Raw genomic sequence first — 18012 nt, 5'->3', positions numbered from 1 at the left:
TTGGGTCGAGAAACGGCGGGCCGCTGCTCGGGCCGCGGCGGTTCCATGGTGGGAGCCAGCCGCCCCAGCGGAAACGGAAAAGCTCCCGCATCGGCCGGGACAAGTTCCCGGTCGGGGCATGACTTGGACTTGCTGCCGAAGGCCCCTGGAGCGGCAGCCCTGCGCCCTAGTACGAAGGGAGTAGGCGGGGGCATCCAAAGCAGCATTCGGGGCGGGGGCGGGGCTTCCTAACATGGTCGAGGAGCGCCTCCGGTGGCGCCCGTGCCTTGTCCTACCCCCAGAGGAATGAAGTGATGAACAAGAAGAACTCCTTGCGCGGCCTGCTGGTGCTGGCCGGCCTCAGCGTCTCGGCCCTGGCCCTGGCCCATGGCAACGTGACCCCGCAAGCGGTGGATACCAAGGGCCTGGAGCCCCTGGGCAAGGAGTGGCGCGACACCAACCCGTACCGCGAGCCCTACGCCAACCACAAGCTGGCGGTGGAGATCGGCTCCTCCGCCTACAACCAGAACTGCGCGCGCTGCCATGGCCTGGAGGCCAAGTCCGGCGGCATTGCCCCCGACCTGCGCAAGCTCGACCTGGGCGCCGAGGGCGACGAGTGGTTCAAGGAGCGGGTGATCAACGGCGCGGTGCGCGACGGCGCCGTGTACATGCCGAAGATGGCCGACTTCATCAGCCAGGAAGGCCTGTGGGCCATCCGCAGCTACCTGGAAAGCGTCCACGTGGACGAGTGACGCCGCCATGCGCCTGCTCAGCCTGCTGTGCGGCCTGCTCCTGTTGCTGGGGCAGGCCGAGGCCAAGGTCCGGCCCTACGAAGACATGGTCGCTTCCGGCGTATTGCGGGTGGCGGTCTACCAGAACTTCCCGCCCTACAGCTTCATGCAGGGCGGCCAGCCCCACGGCATCGACGTGGATCTCGCCACGCGCCTGGCCCAGGGCCTGGGGCTGCGCGCGGAGTTCCTCTGGGTGATTCCCGGCGAGCGCCTGGACGACGACCTGCGCAACTTCATCTGGAAGGGCCACTACCTGCGCCCGGGCGTGGTCGCCGACGTGATGCTGCGGGTGCCCTACGACCGCGACTATTCGAACAAGCGCAACGACGTCGGCGAGCTGGCCAACGACCAGGTGGTGATGTTCGGCCCCTACCAGCGCGAGCGCTGGCAGGTGGTCAACGACGCCCGCCGGCTACCGCAGGTAGACACCATCGCGGCGTTCCGCGAGCACCGCATCGGCGTGGAACTGGACAGCGTGCCCTCGTTCTACCTGACCTCGGTGCTGGGCGGCCAGCTCAGCGCCATGACCGTGCACTTCCCCAGCACCCAGGCGGCCTTCGACGCCATGCGCGCCGGCAAGGTGGACGCGGTGATGGCCCTGCGCGGCGAGCTGGACTGGATGCGCGCCCAGGCCCACGACGACCAGCTGAAGAACGCCGAGAACACCTACCCCAGCCTCGGCCAGCCGGACTGGGACATCGGCATGGCGGTGCACGAGAGCAACCGCCAGCTCTCCAACGCCCTCGACGGCGAGCTGGAGGAACTGGTGCGCAGCGGCGAGCTGGCCAGGCTCTACGCCGGCTACGGCGTGCGCTACGAGTTGCCGGGGCTGTACCAGGACGTGCAATAGCACGAGGAGGAGGGATGCGTAGACGTAGCCTGCTGTTGGGCCTGTGCGGCCTGCCGCTGCTGGCCGCGGCGGTGGAGGGCGACCCGGTGCCCTCGGTGATGTGGGACTACCACCACAAGCGCCTGCTCGGCGGCGAGCCCTTCGTCTTCGACGAGCGGGTGAAGCTGGGCGTGCCGCCCTTCGCCGAGGACGCGCGGCAGGTGCCGGTGGAGGTGGACGCGCGGCAGCTGCCCGGGCGCTTCGAGCGCCTGGTGCTGTGGGCCGAGCTGAACCCCATCCCCCACGTGCTGACGCTCTACCCGGGCAAGGACCTGGAGGCGCTGCTGGCGGTGCGCATCCGCATCGAGCAGGCCACTGCCATCCGCGCCGCGCTGCGCGGAGAGGATGGCGTGTGGCACGTGGGCTCGGCCTGGATCGACGCCGCCGGCGGCGGCTGCACCGCGCCCAGCGTGGTGCGCGCCCAGGCCGGCTGGGAGCAGCGCCTGGGCCAGGTGCACGGCGGGGCTTTCTCGCGCGGGCCGAACACCCGGCTGCGGCTGAAGGTGGACCACCCGATGGACAACGGCCTGGTCGGCGGCATCCCCGAGTTCTACCTCGACCACGCCGAGCTGCGCACGCCCGAGGGCGAGGTGCTGGCGCGCCTGGACCTGTTCCCGGCGGTGAGCGAGAACCCTAGCTTCAGCTTCGAACTGCGCGGCCACCCCCACGCGAAGCTGTTCCTGCACGACAACAACGGCAACGAATTCGAGGCCGCCCTCTGAGGCGGCCGGCCCGCCCGCGAGGTGCCCATGCGTTACCTGCTGACCTTCCTGCTGCTGCTCTGCACCCAGGTCGTCGCCGACCTGCAGTACCACCTGCAACCCCGGCAGATCGCCGAGGGCACCTGGCTGGTGGAGGGCAGCACCGACAACTTCGCCAAGGACAACGGCGGCAACATCGTCAACGTCGCCTTCGTCGACACCGGCGACGGCATCCTGGTGATCGACACCGGCCCCTCGCGGCGCTACGGCGAGGCATTGCGCGCGGTGATCCAGCAGACCACCGGCAAGCCGGTGAAGCAGGTGCTGCTGACCCACCATCATCCCGACCATGTGCTGGGCAACCAGGCCTTCGCCGACGTGCCCATCGGCGCGCTGGCCGGCACCGGCAAGCTGCTGAAGGAGCAGGGCAACGCCATGGCGGAGAACATGTACCGCCTGGTGGGCGACTGGATGCGCGGCACCGAGGTGGTGCTGCCGACGCAGACGGTGGAGCCGGGCGAGCTGCAGGTCGGCACGCACCGTTTCCGCCTGCTCGGCCTGCGCGGGCACACCGGGGCGGACCTGGCGATCCTCGACGAGACCAGCGGGGTGCTGTTCGCCGGTGACCTGGTGTTCTACGAACGCGCTTTGACCACGCCCAACAGCCCGGGGCTGGACGTCTGGCTGGCCGATCTCGATACCCTGCAGGCGCTGCCCTGGAAGCTGATCGTCCCCGGCCACGGGCCCATCGCCACAGACGCCAGGCCCTTCGCCCAGATGCGCGACTACCTCGTCTGGCTCGACAGCGTGATGCGCGAAGGCACCCGCGAAGGCGCGGACATGAACGACCTGCTGCGCACCCCCATCCCCGAACGCTTCGCCGGCATCAGCCTGACGCGCTACGAGCTGATCCGCAGCGTCACCCACCTGTACCCGCGCTACGAACAGCAGGCGTTGCCGCGTATCGACCAACAATGAGCCGCCCCGGCTCTTCGTAGTCGCGTAGGGCGTATAACCGTTCGCGGTTATCCGCCGCTACACCGAGGCCATGACCAACGCCCAGGTCAACCCCGGAGCCGCCGGGCACCGAGGTCAAACGGCGGATAACGCCGTAGGCGTTATGCGCCCTACGCTACGCCAGGGCGCGGTATTGCTACCAAGGAACTAGGGAATTCGGCAAAGCGGTCAATTGTTGGCCCACCGCACCGGGCCAAGAATCTGCGGCAGACCGGGAAAACTTCCCGGGTACAACAACAAATCCGCAGAGGTAGCCGCAATGAGACATGCAGGTCCCACCCCTTCCTTCGCGCGCAGCGCGCTCTTCGCCGCACTCGCCCTGGCCAGCCTGGGCGCCCAGGCCGCGGTTACCGACCAGGACATCAGCGACAGCGCCAAGCGCACCGACCAGATTGTGGTCAACGGCATCAACCAGCAGGGCCAGCGCTTCAGCCCGCTGAAGACACTCAACAGCGACAACGTCAAGGAACTGCGCCCGGTGTGGGCGCTGTCGTTCGGCGGCGAGAAGCAGCGCGGCCAGCAGGCCCAGCCGCTGGTCAAGGACGGGGTGATGTACGTCAGCGCCTCCTACTCGCGGGTGTTCGCCGTGGACGCGCGCACCGGGCGCAAGCTCTGGCAGTACGACGCGCGCCTGCCCGACGGCATCATGCCCTGCTGCGACGTGATCAACCGCGGCGTGGCCCTGTACGGCGACCTGGTGATCTTCGGCACCCTGGACGCCAAGCTGGTGGCGCTGAACAAGGACACCGGCAAGGTGGTGTGGAAGAAGACCGTGGCCGACTACAAGGCCGGCTACTCCATCTCCGCCGCGCCGCTGATCGCCAAGGGCAAGCTGATCACCGGCGTGGCCGGCGGCGAGTTCGGCGTGGTCGGCAAGATCGAGGCCTACGACCCCACTAACGGCGAGCTGCTGTGGAGCCGCCCGACCGTCGAAGGCCACATGGGCTACGTGTACAAGGACGGCAAGGCCATCGAGAACGGCATCTCCGGCGGCGAGGCCGGCAAGACCTGGCCGGGCGACCTGTGGAAGACCGGCGGCGCCGCGCCCTGGCTGGGCGGCTACTACGATCCTAGCACCGATTCGCTGTTCATCGGCACCGGCAACCCGTCGCCGTGGAACTCGCACCTGCGCCCGGGCGACAACCTGTTCTCCTCCTCGCGCCTGGCGCTGAACCCGGAGGACGGCTCGATCAAGTGGCACTTCCAGACCACCCCCCACGACGGCTGGGACTTCGACGGCGTGAACGAGCTGGTGTCCTTCGACTACAAGGACGCCGGCAAGACCGTGAAGGCCGCGGCCACCGCCGACCGCAACGGCTTCTTCTACGTGCTGGACCGCACCAACGGCAAGTTCATCCGCGGCTTCCCCTTCGTCGACAAGGTCACCTGGGCCAAGGGCCTGGACCCGAACGGCCGGCCGATCTACGACGACGCCCACCGCCCCGGCGCGCCGGGCGAGGGCGCCAAGGGCAGCTCGGTGTTCGTCTCGCCGTCCTTCCTCGGCGGCAAGAACTGGATGCCCATGGCCTACAGCCAGGACACCGGCCTGTTCTACGTGCCCTCCAACGAGTGGGGCATGGACATGTGGAACGAGAACGTGACCTACAAGAAGGGCGCGGCCTACCTGGGCGCCGGTTTCACCATCAAGCCGCTGAACGAGAAGTACATCGGCGTGCTGCGCGCCATCGACCCGAAGACCGGCAAGCAGGTCTGGCGCTACGAGAACTACGCGCCGCTGTGGGGCGGCGTGCTGGCCACCCACGGCAACCTGGTGTTCACCGGCAACCCCGAGGGCTACCTGATGGCCTTCGACGCCAAGACCGGCAAGAAGCTCTACGAGTTCAACACCGGCTCGGGCGTGATCGCCTCGCCCATCACCTGGGAGATGGACGGCGAGCAGTACGTCACCGTGCTCTCCGGCTGGGGCGGTGCCGTGCCGTTGTGGGGCGGCGAGGTGGCCAAGCGCATCAAGGACCTGGACCAGGGCGGGATGATCTGGACCTTCAAGCTGCCGAAGGATCTGGTGAGCAAGCGCTGAGTTCGCAGGGGTAGGGCAGGGGGCTGGCTGGTGCCGGCCCTTTGCTTTTCGTAGGAGCGAGCTTGCTCGCGAACGGTGTCTCCCGGTTGCAGTGGTGCAAGCGTTGACTCCGGCCCCTCTCCCTAACCCTCGGCTGCGCGCCCCGCCCTGAAGGGAGAGGGGACCGTTCGGTGTGCGCTGATGCTTCGGCGTTAGCCGGCTTGTACCGAGTGGCCGGCTGACACCAAGTCCTCTCTCGGCACGGACAAGCCCCCTCTCCCTTCAGGGCGGGGCGCGCAGCCGAGGGCTGGGGAGAGGGGGCGAGATTCGAGCCTGCACTGGAATCGCCGGCAGACTCCATGTGGTGGTTCGCGCAAGCAAGCTCGCCCCCACGAACACCCCCCTCTACTACCAAATAACTACCCCCTCACGCCCATGGGCGCATTCCTGGCCGGCAAGGGCGCTGCCTAAGATCGCCGCAAGGCCCGGGCTTGGTGCGCCGGGACGCCACAGGAGAGCTTCGCCATGATCTACGCCCCACCCGGAACCCCCGGTGCCGTCGTCACCCTCAAGCCGCGCTACGGCAACTACATCGGCGGTGAGTTCGTACCGCCCGTGCTCGGCCAGTACTTCACCAACACTTCCCCGGTGAACGGCCAGCCGATCGCCGAATTCCCCCGTTCCACCGCCGAGGACGTGGAGCGCGCGCTGGACGCCGCCCACGCCGCCGCCGATGCCTGGGGCCGCACTTCGGTGCAGGAGCGCTCGCGGGTCCTGCTGAAGATCGCCGACCGCATCGAGCAGCACCTGGAACAGCTGGCCGTGGCCGAGACCTGGGACAACGGCAAGGCCGTGCGCGAGACGCTGAACGCCGACGTGCCCCTGGCCGCCGACCACTTCCGCTACTTCGCCGGCTGCATCCGCGCCCAGGAAGGCGGCGCCGCCGAGATCAACGACAGCACCGTGGCCTATCACATCCACGAGCCGCTGGGCGTGGTGGGGCAGATCATCCCGTGGAACTTCCCGTTGCTGATGGCCGCCTGGAAGCTGGCCCCGGCCCTGGCCGCGGGCAACTGCGTGGTGCTCAAGCCGGCCGAGCAGACGCCGCTGTCGATCATGCTGCTGGCCGAGATCGTCAACGACCTGCTGCCGCCGGGCGTGCTCAACATCGTCCAGGGCTTCGGCAAGGAAGCGGGGCAGGCGCTGGCCACCAGCAAGCGCATCGCCAAGATCGCCTTCACCGGCTCCACCCCGGTGGGCGCGCACATCCTCCACTGCGCGGCGGAGAACATCATCCCCTCCACTGTGGAGCTGGGCGGCAAGAGCCCGAACATCTTCTTCGACGACATCATGCGCGCCGAGCCGAGCTTCATCGAAAAGGCCGCCGAGGGCCTGGTGCTGGCCTTCTTCAACCAGGGCGAGGTGTGCACCTGCCCGTCGCGCGCGCTGGTGCAGGAGTCGATCTTCGAGCCGTTCATGGCCGAGGTGCAGAAGAAGATCGCCCAGATCAAGCGCGGCAACCCGCTGGACACCGAGACCATGGTCGGCGCCCAGGCCTCGCAGCAGCAGTACGAGAAGATCCTGTCGTACCTGGACATCGCCCAGAACGAGGGCGCCCAGCTGCTGGCCGGCGGCCAGAGCGAGCGGCTGTCCGGCGACCTCGCCAGCGGCTACTACATCCAGCCCACGCTGCTGAAGGGCCACAACGGCATGCGCGTGTTCCAGGAGGAAATCTTCGGCCCGGTGGTGGGCGTGACCACCTTCAAGGACGAGGCCGAGGCCCTGGCCATCGCCAACGACACCGAGTTCGGCCTGGGCGCCGGCGTCTGGACCCGCGACATCAACCGCGCCTGGCGCATGGGCCGCGGCATCAAGGCCGGCCGCGTATGGACCAACTGCTACCACCTGTACCCGGCGCACGCCGCCTTCGGCGGCTACAAGAAGTCCGGCGTCGGCCGCGAGACGCACAAGATGATGCTCGACCACTACCAGCAGACCAAGAACCTTCTGGTGAGCTACGACGTCAACCCGCTGGGGTTCTTCTGAGGTAGACCGGCCGCCCGCGACCCCGTCCCCATCCGGGGGCGCGGGCAGGTTCCGGCAAGCGTGTTCAACACCCGCGCCCGGCGCTCCACCGGGCCACCTTTTTTCGATGCGCCCGAGCGTGGGCGACCCGTGCGCCCCTCCCACTTCCGGGCGCGGCGGGACTGTCGAGCGCGGCTTTGGCCGCGTTTTTTGTTTTTGGGAGGGAACTGCAAGGGTGTTTCCCGGTGATCGCGGTGTCTTGGTGTGACTCCGCTCCCTCTCCCCAGCCCTCGGCTGCGCGCCCCGCCCTGAAGGGAGAGGGGGCTAGTCCGTGCCGAGAGTAGTGATGGTTTCAGCCGGCCACTCGGTGCAAGCCGGCTAACGCGGAAATACCAGCGCATGCCGAACGGTCCCCTCTCCCTTCAGGGCGGGGCGCGCAGCCGAGGGTTAGGGAGAGGGAACGGCATCAACGCCTGCACCCCTGCAACCGGGAGGCACCATCCCCAAAAAAGCCCCCTCAACACCCATCCCCCTCCCTACCAAATCAGGGGGAAAACTCCTTCGAAAGTATCATTCGGAGGGCTCCCCCCTGGTGTTTAACTCGACCTGCCGGAATCGCCGGCCAACAAGAAGAGGACAGACCCATGTGGACCAAGCCTAGCTTCACCGACCTGCGCCTTGGCTTCGAAGTGACCCTGTACTTCGCCAACCGCTGATCCACCCGGCCCCGGTCTTCCGGGGCCCCTGCCCACGGGGCACTGTCATGCACATCCGTATTCTCGGTTCGGCCGCCGGTGGCGGCTTCCCGCAGTGGAACTGCAACTGCCGCAACTGCCACGGCGTGCGCAGCGGCCAGGTGCTGGCGCAGCCGCGCACCCAGTCGTCCATCGCCCTGTCCGACGACGGCGAGCGCTGGATTCTCTGCAACGCCTCGCCCGACATCCGCGCCCAGCTCGCCGCCTTCCCGGCCCTGCAGCCGGCGCGCAAGGTGCGCGACACGGCCATCGCCGGCATCCTCCTGCTGGACAGCCAGATCGACCACTGCACCGGCCTGCTCAGCCTGCGCGAGGGCTGCCCGCACGACGTCTGGTGCACGCAGATGGTCCACCAGGACCTGACCAGCGGCTTCCCGCTGTTCAACATGCTGCAGCACTGGAACGGCGGCCTGCGCCACCACCTGATCGAGCTGGACGGCGCGCCCTTCACCGTGCCCGCCTGCCCGAACCTGCGCTTCACCGCCATCCCGCTGCGCAGCGCCGCGCCGCCGTATTCGCCGCACCGCCACGACCCGCACCCGGGCGACAACATCGGCCTGTTCGTCGAGGACTTGGGCAGCGGCGGCAAACTGTTCTACGCCCCCGGCCTGGGCCAGGTGGACGAGGCGCTGCTGGGCTGGATGCGCCGCGCCGACTGCCTGCTGGTGGACGGCACCCTGTGGCGCGACGACGAGATGCGCCGCTGCGAAGTGGGCGACAAGCTCGGCAGCGAGATGGGCCACCTGGCTCAGAGCGGCCCCGGCGGCATGCTCGAAGTGCTGGACGGCGTGCCCGGGCCGCGCAAGGTGCTCATCCACATCAACAACACCAACCCCATCCTCGACCCGGCCTCGCCCGAACGCGCCGAACTGGACGCCCGCGGCGTCGAAGTGGCCTGGGACGGCATGGCCATCCACCTGTAGAGGGAGCGCGCGATGAACGCCGCCATGAGCCCCGCCGAATTCGAGCAGGCGCTGCGCGCCAAGGGCGCCTGCTATCACATCCACCACCCGTTCCACGTGGCCATGTACGAGGGCCGCTGCACCCGCGAGCAGATCCAGGGCTGGGTGGCCAACCGCTTCTACTACCAGCTGAACATCCCGCTGAAGGATGCCGCCATCCTCGCCAACTGCCCGGACCGCGACACTCGCCGCGAGTGGGTGCAGCGCATCCTCGACCACGACGGCCGCCCCGGCGAGCCCGGCGGCATCGAGGCCTGGCTGCGCCTGGCCGAGGCGGTGGGCCTGGAGCGCGAGCAGGTGCTGTCGCAGGAACTGGTGCTGCCCGGCGTGCGCTTCGCTGTGGACGCCTACGTCAACTTCGCCCGCCGCGCCAACTGGCAGGAAGCGGCCAGCAGCTCGCTGACCGAGCTGTTCGCCCCGCAGATCCACCAGTCGCGGCTGGACGCCTGGCCGCAGCACTACCCCTGGATAGACGCGGCCGGCTACGACTACTTCCGCAGCCGCCTGTCCCAGGCCCGCCGCGACGTGGAGCACGGCCTGCGCATCACCCTGGAGCACTACCGCACCCGCGAGGCCCAGGCGCGCATGCTGGACATCCTGCAATTCAAGCTCGACGTGCTCTGGAGCATGCTCGACGCCATGAGCATGGCCTACGAGCTGGACCGCCCGCCGTACCACACGGTGACCCGCGAGCGCATCTGGCACAGGGGGCTGCTGTGATGAGCCTGCCCGCGCTGGACAGCGTGCCGCGCATCCGCCGCGGTTTCCGCCTGCAATTCGAACCGGCCCAGGGCTGCCACGTGCTGCTCTACCCCGAAGGCATGGTCAAGCTCAACGACAGCGCCGGGGAAATCCTCCAGCGCATTGATGGCCAGCGCGACGTGGCGGCCATCATCGCCGAGCTGAGCAAGCGCTTCCCCGGCGTGCCGGGCATCGACGAAGACATCCTGGCATTCCTCGAGGTGGCCCATGCGCAATTCTGGATCGAGCTGCACTGAAAGCGCCGGCCCGCCGCTGTGGCTGCTGGCTGAGCTGACCTACCGCTGCCCGCTGCAGTGCCCGTACTGCTCCAACCCGCTGGACTTCGCCAGGCAGGGCGGCGAACTTTCCACCTCCGAGTGGATCGAGGTGTTCCGCCAGGCCCGCGAGCTGGGCGCCGCGCAGCTGGGCTTTTCCGGCGGCGAGCCGCTGCTGCGCCAGGACCTCGCCGAGCTGATCGGCGCGGCCCGCGGGCTGGGCTTCTACACCAACCTCATCACCTCCGGCATCGGCCTGAGCGAGGCGCGCCTGGCGCAGTTCGCCGAAGCCGGGCTGGACCACATCCAGATCAGCTTCCAGGCCGCCGACGAGGAGGTGAACAACCTGCTCGCCGGCTCGCGCAAGGCCTTCGCCCAGAAGCTGGCCATGGCCCGCGCGGTGAAGGCCCACGGCTACCCGATGGTGCTCAACTTCGTCACCCACCGGCACAACATCGACAACATCGGGCGGATCATCGAGCTGTGCATAGAGCTTGAGGCCGACTTCGTCGAACTCGCTACCTGCCAGTTCTACGGCTGGGCCGAGCTCAACCGCGCCGGCCTGCTGCCCACCCGCGCGCAGCTGGAGCGCGCCGAGCGCATCACCCACGAATACCGCGAACGCCTGGCCGCCGAAGGCAACCCCTGCAAGCTGATCTTCGTCACCCCGGACTACTACGAGGAACGCCCCAAGGCCTGCATGGGCGGCTGGGCCAGCGTGTTCCTCGACGTCACCCCCGACGGCACCGCGCTGCCGTGCCATAGCGCGCGGCAACTGCCGGTGCAGTTCCCCAACGTGCGCGAGCACAGCCTCAAACACATCTGGTACGAATCCTTCGGCTTCAACCGCTACCGCGGCGACGCCTGGATGCCCGAGCCGTGTCGCTCCTGTTCGGAGAAGGTGCGCGACCACGGCGGCTGCCGCTGCCAGGCCTACATGCTCACCGGCGACGCCGACGCCACCGACCCGGTGTGCGCCAAGTCGGCCCACCACGGGAAGATTCTCGACGCCCGGCGCCAGGCCGAGGAAGCGCCGCTGGGCCTGGACCAGCTGACCTGGCGCAACCAGCGCGCCTCGCAACTGATCTGCAAGGCCTGAGGGTGCGCAGCCTGGCCCATGGCGACTGGCCCAGCGCCTGGAGCGCCGAGCGCGCGGTGGCGGCGGGGCGCGACTTCGCCGAACTGCACGCGGCCCACGGCGGGCTGCTGTGGCTGGAATTCGAGCCGCGCAGCGCGCGCTGCCGCCTGTACCTGTGGCGCGACGGCGCGCTACAGGAACTGACGCCACCCGGTGCCTCGGCGCGCAGCCGCGTCTACGAATACGGCGGCGGCGCCTGCTGCGCCACGGCCGAGGGCGTGGCCTGGGTGGAGGAGGGCGACCAGCAGGTGCGCTGGCTGCGCTTCGACGAGGCGCCCCGGCAGCTGACCGCGCGCCCGCAGTGCCGCTATGGCGACCTGCACTACGTGGCGGCCTGGAATGCGCTGCTGACGGTGGAGGAAAGCCGCGAGAACGATGCCGTGATCCACCGCATCGTGCGCCTGGACGCCGATGGTGCGCGCCAGGTCATCGCCGAAGGCGCGGACTTCTACGCCGCACCGACAGCCAGTCCCGACGCGGCGCGTATCGCCTGGGTGGAATGGGACCGCCCGCAACAGCCCTGGACCGCCACGCGCCTGTGCCTGCTGCGGGATGGCACGCAGTGTTGCCTGGCAGGCGAGGGCGGCGAAGAATCCATCCAGCAACCGCGCTTCGACGACCAGGGCCGCCTGCACTGGCTCAGCGACCGCAGCGGCTGGTGGCGCCCCGAGGCCGAGGACGGGCAGGCCGGTGCCTTCGCTGCCGCCGACCACGCCCCGGCGCCCTGGCAACTGGGTGGACGCAGCTACCTGCCGCTGGCCAATGGCGAGATGCTGCTGAGCCGCTTCGAGGAAGGCCGCGGCCTGCTCATCCTGTGCACCGCCGATGGCAGCGAACGGCGCCTGGCCCCGGACTTCTCGCGCTTCCGCGCCCTGGCTGCCGACGCCGGGCACTGCTACTGCATCGCCGCCGCCGAGGACCGCCTGCCGGCGCTGCTGGCCATCGGCCGCGAGAGTGGCCAGGTGCAGGTAATCGCCGGCGGCGAACATCCGCTGGACGAGGCCGAGCTGTCGCGCCCGCAACCCTTCGGCTACCCGGTGGCCGGCAACGAGCGCGGCCACGGCTTCTTCTACCCGCCACGCAACGCCCAGTGCCGCGGCCCGGCGGGGCGGCCGCCGCCGCTGGTGGTGTTCCTGCATGGCGGGCCGACCTCGGCCTGCTACCCGGTGTTCGATGCGCGCATCCAGTTCTGGACCCAGCGCGGCTTCGCCGTGGCCGACCTCAACTACCGCGGCAGCGCCAACTTCGGCCGCGCCTACCGCGAACGCCTGCGCGGCGAATGGGGCAGGGCGGAGGTGCAGGATATCTGGGCGGCGGTGGTGCAACTGGCCGCCGACGGGCTGATCGACCGCCAGCGGGTGTTCGTCCGCGGCGCCAGCGCCGGCGGCTACAGCGCGCTCTGCGCCCTGGCCTTCGTCGGCGGCTTCCGCGGCGGCGCCAGCCTCTACGGCGTCAGCGACCCGCTGGCGCTGGGGCGGGTGACGCACAAGTTCGAGGCCGACTACCTCGACTGGCTGATCGGCGACCCGCAACGCGACGCCCGCCGCTACCGGGCGCGCACGCCGCTGCTGCACGCCGCGCGCATCCAGGCGCCGGTGATCTTCTTCCAGGGCGAGCTGGACGCGGTGGTGGTGCCCGAGCAGACCCAGGCCATGGTCGCCAGCCTGCGCCAGCGCGGCCTGGCCGTGGAATGCCACCTGTACCCCGGCGAGCGCCACGGCTTCCGACAGGCGGCCAACCTGGCCCACGCGCTGGATGCCGAGTGGCGCTTCTACCGCGCGCTGCTGGGCGGCTGACGGCCGGGCCAAGGTCGCATTGCAATCAGCGCAGGATGCAGTAGGCTCGCGGAAATATTTCATAACAAGAACAAGCACCCCATGAGCCACGACCTCAGCCTGCTGCGCAAATTCGTCTCGCCAGAGATCATCTTCGGTGCCGGTTGCCGGCACACCGTCGCCAACTACGCCAAGACCTTCGGCGCCCGCAAGGTGCTGCTGGTGTCCGACCCCGGCGTGCTCGCCGCCGGCTGGGTGGCCGACGTGCAGGCCAGCCTGGCCGGGCAGGGCATCGAGCACTGCCTGTACACCGACGTATCCCCAAACCCGCGCGTGGAAGAAGTGATGCGCGGCGCCGACATCTACCGCAGCGAGGGCTGCAACGTGATAGTCGCGGTCGGCGGCGGCAGCCCCATGGACTGCGCCAAGGGCATCGGCATCGTCGCCGCCCACGGCCGCAACATCCTCGAGTTCGAGGGCGTCGACAAGCTGCGCGTGCCCAGCCCGCCGCTGATCCTCATCCCCACCACCGCCGGCACCTCGGCCGACGTCTCGCAGTTCGTCATCATCTCCAACCAGGACGAGCGCATGAAGTTCTCGGTGGTGAGCAAGGCGGTGGTGCCCGACGTGTCGCTGATCGACCCGGAAACCACCCTGAGCATGGACGGCTTCCTCTCCGCCTGCACCGGCATCGACGCCCTGGTCCACGCCATCGAGGCCTTCGTCTCCACCGGTCATGGCCCGCTCACCGACAGCCACGCGCTGGAGGCCATGCGCCTGATCGATGGCAACCTGGTGCAGATGATCGCCAACCCCGACGACATCACCCTGCGCGAGAAGATCATGCTCGGCAGCATGCAGGCCGGGCTGGCCTTCTCCAACGCCATCCTCGGCGCGGTGCACGCCATGTCCCACAGCCTCGGCGGCTACCTCGACCTGCCCCACGGGCTGTGCAACGCGGTGCTGGTGGAGCACGTAGTGGCCTTCAACTACAACGCCGCGCCGGAGCGCTTCAAGGTCATCGCCGAGACCTTCGGCATCGACTGCCGCGGGCTTGGCCACGCGCAGATCCGCCAGCGCCTGGTCGAGCACCTGATCGCCCTCAAGCGCGCCGTGGGCTTCCACGAGACCCTCGGCCCGCACGGCGTGGGCATCTCCGACATACCCTTCCTGTCGCGCCACGCCATGCAGGACCCGTGCATCCTCACCAACCCCCGCGAATCCAGCCAGCGCGACGTCGAGGTGGTCTATGGCGAGGCCCTCTGAGCCGCAGCAGGACGCCCTGGCGGCGCTGCTCGGCCTGGGCAGCCACTCCACGCGCAAGAGCCACTACCCCGAGCTGCTGGCGCGCCTGGAAGAGCTGGAAACCGAGCGCAACCGCTACAAGTGGCTGTTCGAGCACGCCGTGCACGGCATCTTCCAGGCCAGCCTCAGCGACGGCCTGCGCGCGGCCAACCCGGCCCTGGCGCGGATGCTCGGCTACGCCGACCCGCAGCAGGTGTTGTGGAACCTGCAGGACATGGCCACGCAACTGTTCGCCGGCGGCGAGGCGGAGATGCGCCGCATCCGCGACCTGCTGCGCGAGCAGGGCGGGCTGTTCGGCTACGAGACGCGCCTGCTGCGCAAGGACGGCAGCCACGTCGACGTGCTCATGAACCTGCTGCTCAAGCCCGACGAAGAAGGCCTGGTGGAAGGCTTCGTCGCCGACATCACCGAACGCATCCTGGCCCAGCAGCGCCTGCAGACCCTCAACGAGGAACTGGAGCAGCGCGTCGCCGAACGCACCGGCGAGCTGGAAGCGCTGAACCAGCAACTGCGCGAGGCGCGCGACGCCGCCGAGGCGGCCAACCACAGCAAGGACAAGTACCTGGCGGCGGCCAGCCACGACCTGCTGCAGCCGCTAAACGCCGCGCGCCTGCTGGTGGCCACCCTGCGCGAGCGGCAATTGCCGGGCGCCGAGCAGCAACTGGTGGAACGCACCCACCAGGCCCTGGAAGGCGCCGAGAACCTGCTCACCGACCTGCTGGAGATCGCCCGCCTGGACCAGAGCGCGATCCGCCCGGACCTGGACGTGCATGGCCTGGACGAACTGCTCGGCCCGCTGGCCTCGGAGTTCGAAAGCGTGGCGCTGTCGTCCGGCCTGCAATGGCGCGTGCGCATCCCCAATCTCTCGGTGCGCACCGATGCGCGCCTGCTGTCGCGGATCCTGCGCAACTTCCTCAGCAACGCCTGCCGCTACACCGGGCGCGGTGGCGTATTGCTGGCCGCACGGCGGCGCGGCGCCAGCGTGCGCCTGGAGGTGTGGGACACCGGCCGCGGCATCCCGGCGGACCAGTTGCAGGCGATCTTCCTCGAATTCAACCAGCTCGACACCGGCCGCGCCGCCGAGCGCCAGGGCGTGGGCCTGGGCCTGGCCATCGTCGACCGCATCGCCGGGCTGCTCGGCTGCGCGGTGCAGGTGCGCTCGGTGCCCGGGCGCGGCTCGCTGTTCGCCCTCGAAGTGCCCCTGGCCGAGGCGCTGCCGCCGCGCGCCGGCGGCGATGTTGCGCCACGCCCTAGCACCGGCGACCCGCTGCCGGGCCGGCGCCTGCTGGTGGTGGACAACGAAACCTCGATCCTCTTCAGCATGGCCGCGCTGCTCGGCCAGTGGGGCTGCGAGGTGCTCACGGCCACCGACCGCGACGCCGCCCTGGCGCTGCTCGGCTCGCAACCGCCGGAGGCGATACTGGCCGACTACCACCTGGACCACGGCGCCACCGGTTGCGAGCTGGTGCGCGACCTGCGCCGCCACTACGGCCGCGAGATCCCCGCGGTGATGATCAGCGCCGACCGCAGCGACGAATGCCGCCGCGCCCTGCAGCGCCTGGGCATCCCGCAGCTGAACAAGCCGCTGAAGCCGGGCAAGCTGCGCGCGGTGCTCAGCGCGCTGCTCGATACGCCGGCCTGACCGCCCGGTCATGGGCGGATTCGCCCACGCGGGCTAGAATACCCGCTGCGCGGGCCATGCCGTCCGCTACGGATTACCCCGCGTCGAGCCCGTGATGTCGTGAAGCGTGATACCCGCGTAGCCTCCCTGCTGCTGTTCATGATCTGCGTCTCCCTGGCCCTGCTGACCGCCTGGCAGACCTGGTCGGCGCGCGAGCGCACCCTGGGCGAAGTGAACACCGACATGCTCAACCTCTCCCAGGCGCTGGACTCCTACGCCGAGGGCGTGGTGCGCCAGTGCGAGGTGCTGCTGCTGGACCTGGCCGACCGCATCGAGAGCGACGGCCTGGGCCCCGCGCAGCTGGCGCGCCTGCAGCGGCTGCTGGAGCGTCAGCAGAAGGTGCTCAGCCAGGTGGTCGGCATCTCGCTGTTCGATGCGCAGGGCCGCTGGCTGCTGCTCTCCCACGGCGCCATCCCGCCGGGGGCGAACAGCGCGGACCGCGCCTTCTTCATCCACCACCGCGACAACCCCTCGCGGGACATCTTCATCGGCCCGCCGATCCGCAGCCGCTCCAGCGGCCTGTGGGTGATCACCGTCAGCCGCCGCCTCGACCACCCCGACGGCAGCTTCGCCGGCGTGGTGGCCACCACCCTCGGCATCGAGAACTTCCTCAGCCTGTTCGGCCGCCTGGACATCGGCCAGCACGGCGCCATGAGCCTGAGCCAGGGCAACGGCCAGCTGCTGGTGCGCTATCCCTTCCGTGAGGCCGACCTGGGCCGCGACCTGTCGGGCTCGCCGCTGTTCACCGACTACCTGCGCCACGCCGACTCCGGCAGTGCCAGCAGCACTTCGCGCTTCGACGGCGTGGAGCGCATCTACGTGTTCCGCCGCAACGACCACTACCCGCTGGTGACTACCGTGGCGCTGAGCAAGGCGGAGGCCCTGCAGGACTGGCGCAAGCAGGCCCAGCTCAACGCCGGCATCGTCCTGGTGCTGCTGGCGGTGCTCGGCCTGACCGGCCAGCGCCTGCTCATCGACATCCGCCAGCGCACCCGCACCAGCCGCCAGCTCGCCGCCGCCCGCGAGGAACTGCTGCGGGCCAACGACCAGTTGCGCGTGCTAGCAGCCCAGGACGCGCTGACCGGGCTGGCCAACCGCCGCAGTTTCGACGAAACCCTGGCCACCGAGGCGCGCCGCTGTGCCCGCGAGGGCGCGCCGTTGTCGCTGTTGCTGGTCGATATCGATCACTTCAAGCGCTACAACGACAGCTACGGGCACCAGGCTGGCGATGACTGTCTGCAAGTGGTGGCCGGGTTGCTTGCGGCCTGCGTGCGGCGACCGGGGGACCTGGTGGCGCGTTACGGTGGCGAGGAGTTGGCGGTGATTCTGCCCAGCACTGATAGCGCTGGCGCTGAGGCGGTGGCTAGGGCCTTTCTGCAGCGGTTGGCGGGTGAGCGGCTGGCGCACCGTGAGAGTCCCTTTGGGGTGGTTACTGCCAGCATCGGCCTGGCCACTGCTCCGGCTACGGTGGCGGGGGGGCAGGAGTGGCAGTTGGTGAATGCTGCTGACCGGGCTCTGTATCGTGCCAAGGCTGGTGGGCGTAATCGCTTGGAGGTGGAGCGCCTGGAGGGGTGAGGGTGGTCTTCTACGGATTCTCAACCTCCACTCCAGCCTCAACCCCATCGAAAATCTGTAGGGCGGATAAGGTCCGCTCCTACGCTGCCCCACCCACGCCATTCCCATGTAGGAGCGCGCCCTGCGCGCGAAATCGCGGGCAGGGCCCGCTCCTACAGTTGACGCCGAATTTCTCGTTCGCGCCGGACGGCTCCCTCTCCCTCCGGGAGAGGGTTGGGGTGAGGGGGCGGGGTCAACCCGAAACACCGCTGTCGCCGGTAAGCACCGTTCGCGAGCAAGCTCGCGCCTACGAGAAGCCGTGCCCGCCCGTGCGGTTGTGGTGATGGGTTTCGCTGTCGCTCAGCCCCGGGGCAACAGCACCCGGGCCGAGGGGTAGAGGCTGGCGG

The 18012-nt window shown here is 69.3% G+C and carries 15 protein-coding genes; all 15 read left to right on the top strand.

Annotated elements, in window-relative coordinates; translation table 11 throughout:
• Positions 1-293: 293 nt before the first annotated feature.
• The 15 genes from pedF (at position 294) to FG99_RS19430 (ending at position 17626) form a co-directional block, all read left to right on the top strand.
• Positions 294-731, top strand: coding sequence for a cytochrome c-550 PedF (gene pedF / locus FG99_RS19495; RefSeq protein WP_009622924.1), 438 nt, complete (start codon positions 294-296; stop codon positions 729-731).
• Positions 732-738: 7 nt separating this feature from the next.
• Complete coding sequence (locus FG99_RS19490; RefSeq protein ID WP_043271916.1) at positions 739-1620, top strand: substrate-binding periplasmic protein; 882 nt, start codon at positions 739-741, stop codon at positions 1618-1620.
• 14 nt (positions 1621-1634) lie between these two features.
• Positions 1635-2381, top strand: a complete 747-nt coding sequence (locus tag FG99_RS19485) for a quinoprotein dehydrogenase-associated SoxYZ-like carrier (protein WP_043271914.1) — start codon at positions 1635-1637, stop codon at positions 2379-2381.
• 27 nt (positions 2382-2408) lie between these two features.
• On the top strand, positions 2409-3338 hold the full coding sequence (locus FG99_RS19480) for a quinoprotein relay system zinc metallohydrolase 1 (RefSeq protein WP_043271913.1): 930 nt from the start codon (positions 2409-2411) through the stop codon (positions 3336-3338).
• Between the two features lie 298 nt (positions 3339-3636).
• Positions 3637-5415, top strand: a complete 1779-nt coding sequence (locus tag FG99_RS19475; RefSeq protein ID WP_043271911.1) for a methanol/ethanol family PQQ-dependent dehydrogenase — start codon at positions 3637-3639, stop codon at positions 5413-5415.
• A gap of 504 nt (positions 5416-5919) precedes the next feature.
• Positions 5920-7440 carry an acetaldehyde dehydrogenase ExaC gene (locus FG99_RS19470; protein WP_043271910.1) on the top strand — a complete coding sequence of 507 codons (1521 nt, stop codon included), beginning with the start codon at positions 5920-5922 and terminating at the stop codon, positions 7438-7440.
• Between the two features lie 623 nt (positions 7441-8063).
• Positions 8064-8135, top strand: a complete 72-nt coding sequence (gene pqqA, locus FG99_RS31475) for a pyrroloquinoline quinone precursor peptide PqqA (RefSeq protein ID WP_003106462.1) — start codon at positions 8064-8066, stop codon at positions 8133-8135.
• Between the two features lie 47 nt (positions 8136-8182).
• Positions 8183-9097 carry a pyrroloquinoline quinone biosynthesis protein PqqB gene (gene pqqB / locus FG99_RS19465; protein WP_043271909.1) on the top strand — a complete coding sequence of 305 codons (915 nt, stop codon included), beginning with the start codon at positions 8183-8185 and terminating at the stop codon, positions 9095-9097.
• 12 nt (positions 9098-9109) lie between these two features.
• On the top strand, positions 9110-9856 hold the full coding sequence (gene pqqC / locus FG99_RS19460; protein ID WP_043271908.1) for a pyrroloquinoline-quinone synthase PqqC: 747 nt from the start codon (positions 9110-9112) through the stop codon (positions 9854-9856).
• On the top strand, positions 9856-10134 hold the full coding sequence (pqqD, locus tag FG99_RS19455) for a pyrroloquinoline quinone biosynthesis peptide chaperone PqqD (protein ID WP_043271907.1): 279 nt from the start codon (positions 9856-9858) through the stop codon (positions 10132-10134). The genes pqqC and pqqD overlap by 1 nt, the downstream gene beginning before the upstream one ends.
• The gene (gene pqqE / locus FG99_RS19450) at positions 10106-11251 is read left to right on the top strand and encodes a pyrroloquinoline quinone biosynthesis protein PqqE (RefSeq protein WP_043271906.1); all 1146 of its coding nucleotides are present in this window, start codon (positions 10106-10108) and stop codon (positions 11249-11251) included. Before pqqD ends, pqqE begins: the two co-directional genes overlap by 29 nt.
• 2 nt (positions 11252-11253) lie before the next feature.
• On the top strand, positions 11254-13086 hold the full coding sequence (locus tag FG99_RS19445) for an alpha/beta hydrolase family protein (protein ID WP_043271905.1): 1833 nt from the start codon (positions 11254-11256) through the stop codon (positions 13084-13086).
• 81 nt (positions 13087-13167) lie between these two features.
• Complete coding sequence (ercA, locus tag FG99_RS19440) at positions 13168-14331, top strand: alcohol dehydrogenase-like regulatory protein ErcA (RefSeq protein WP_043271904.1); 1164 nt, start codon at positions 13168-13170, stop codon at positions 14329-14331.
• On the top strand, positions 14315-16012 hold the full coding sequence (locus FG99_RS19435) for a PAS domain-containing hybrid sensor histidine kinase/response regulator (RefSeq protein ID WP_043271903.1): 1698 nt from the start codon (positions 14315-14317) through the stop codon (positions 16010-16012). Before ercA ends, FG99_RS19435 begins: the two co-directional genes overlap by 17 nt.
• Before the next feature lie 99 nt (positions 16013-16111).
• Positions 16112-17626, top strand: a complete 1515-nt coding sequence (locus FG99_RS19430; protein WP_043271902.1) for a sensor domain-containing diguanylate cyclase — start codon at positions 16112-16114, stop codon at positions 17624-17626.
• The last annotated feature ends 386 nt before the right edge of the window (positions 17627-18012 follow it).

The sequence above is a fragment of the Pseudomonas sp. AAC genome (genome assembly GCF_000725445.1).
Lineage (GTDB): Bacteria > Pseudomonadota > Gammaproteobacteria > Pseudomonadales > Pseudomonadaceae > Pseudomonas > Pseudomonas citronellolis.
The sequence above is the reverse complement of the archived record's forward strand: the minus strand, read 5'-3'. Positions and strand labels throughout refer to the sequence as shown.

Coding starts and splice junctions, on each gene's coding strand:
- pedF (WP_009622924.1), top strand. CDS start 294: ATGAACAAGAAGAACTCCTTGCGCGGCCTGCTGGTGCTGGCCGGCCTC.
- FG99_RS19490 (WP_043271916.1), top strand. CDS start 739: ATGCGCCTGCTCAGCCTGCTGTGCGGCCTGCTCCTGTTGCTGGGGCAG.
- FG99_RS19485 (WP_043271914.1), top strand. CDS start 1,635: ATGCGTAGACGTAGCCTGCTGTTGGGCCTGTGCGGCCTGCCGCTGCTG.
- FG99_RS19480 (WP_043271913.1), top strand. CDS start 2,409: ATGCGTTACCTGCTGACCTTCCTGCTGCTGCTCTGCACCCAGGTCGTC.
- FG99_RS19475 (WP_043271911.1), top strand. CDS start 3,637: ATGAGACATGCAGGTCCCACCCCTTCCTTCGCGCGCAGCGCGCTCTTC.
- FG99_RS19470 (WP_043271910.1), top strand. CDS start 5,920: ATGATCTACGCCCCACCCGGAACCCCCGGTGCCGTCGTCACCCTCAAG.
- pqqB (WP_043271909.1), top strand. CDS start 8,183: ATGCACATCCGTATTCTCGGTTCGGCCGCCGGTGGCGGCTTCCCGCAG.
- pqqC (WP_043271908.1), top strand. CDS start 9,110: ATGAACGCCGCCATGAGCCCCGCCGAATTCGAGCAGGCGCTGCGCGCC.
- pqqD (WP_043271907.1), top strand. CDS start 9,856: ATGAGCCTGCCCGCGCTGGACAGCGTGCCGCGCATCCGCCGCGGTTTC.
- pqqE (WP_043271906.1), top strand. CDS start 10,106: ATGCGCAATTCTGGATCGAGCTGCACTGAAAGCGCCGGCCCGCCGCTG.
- ercA (WP_043271904.1), top strand. CDS start 13,168: ATGAGCCACGACCTCAGCCTGCTGCGCAAATTCGTCTCGCCAGAGATC.
- FG99_RS19435 (WP_043271903.1), top strand. CDS start 14,315: ATGGCGAGGCCCTCTGAGCCGCAGCAGGACGCCCTGGCGGCGCTGCTC.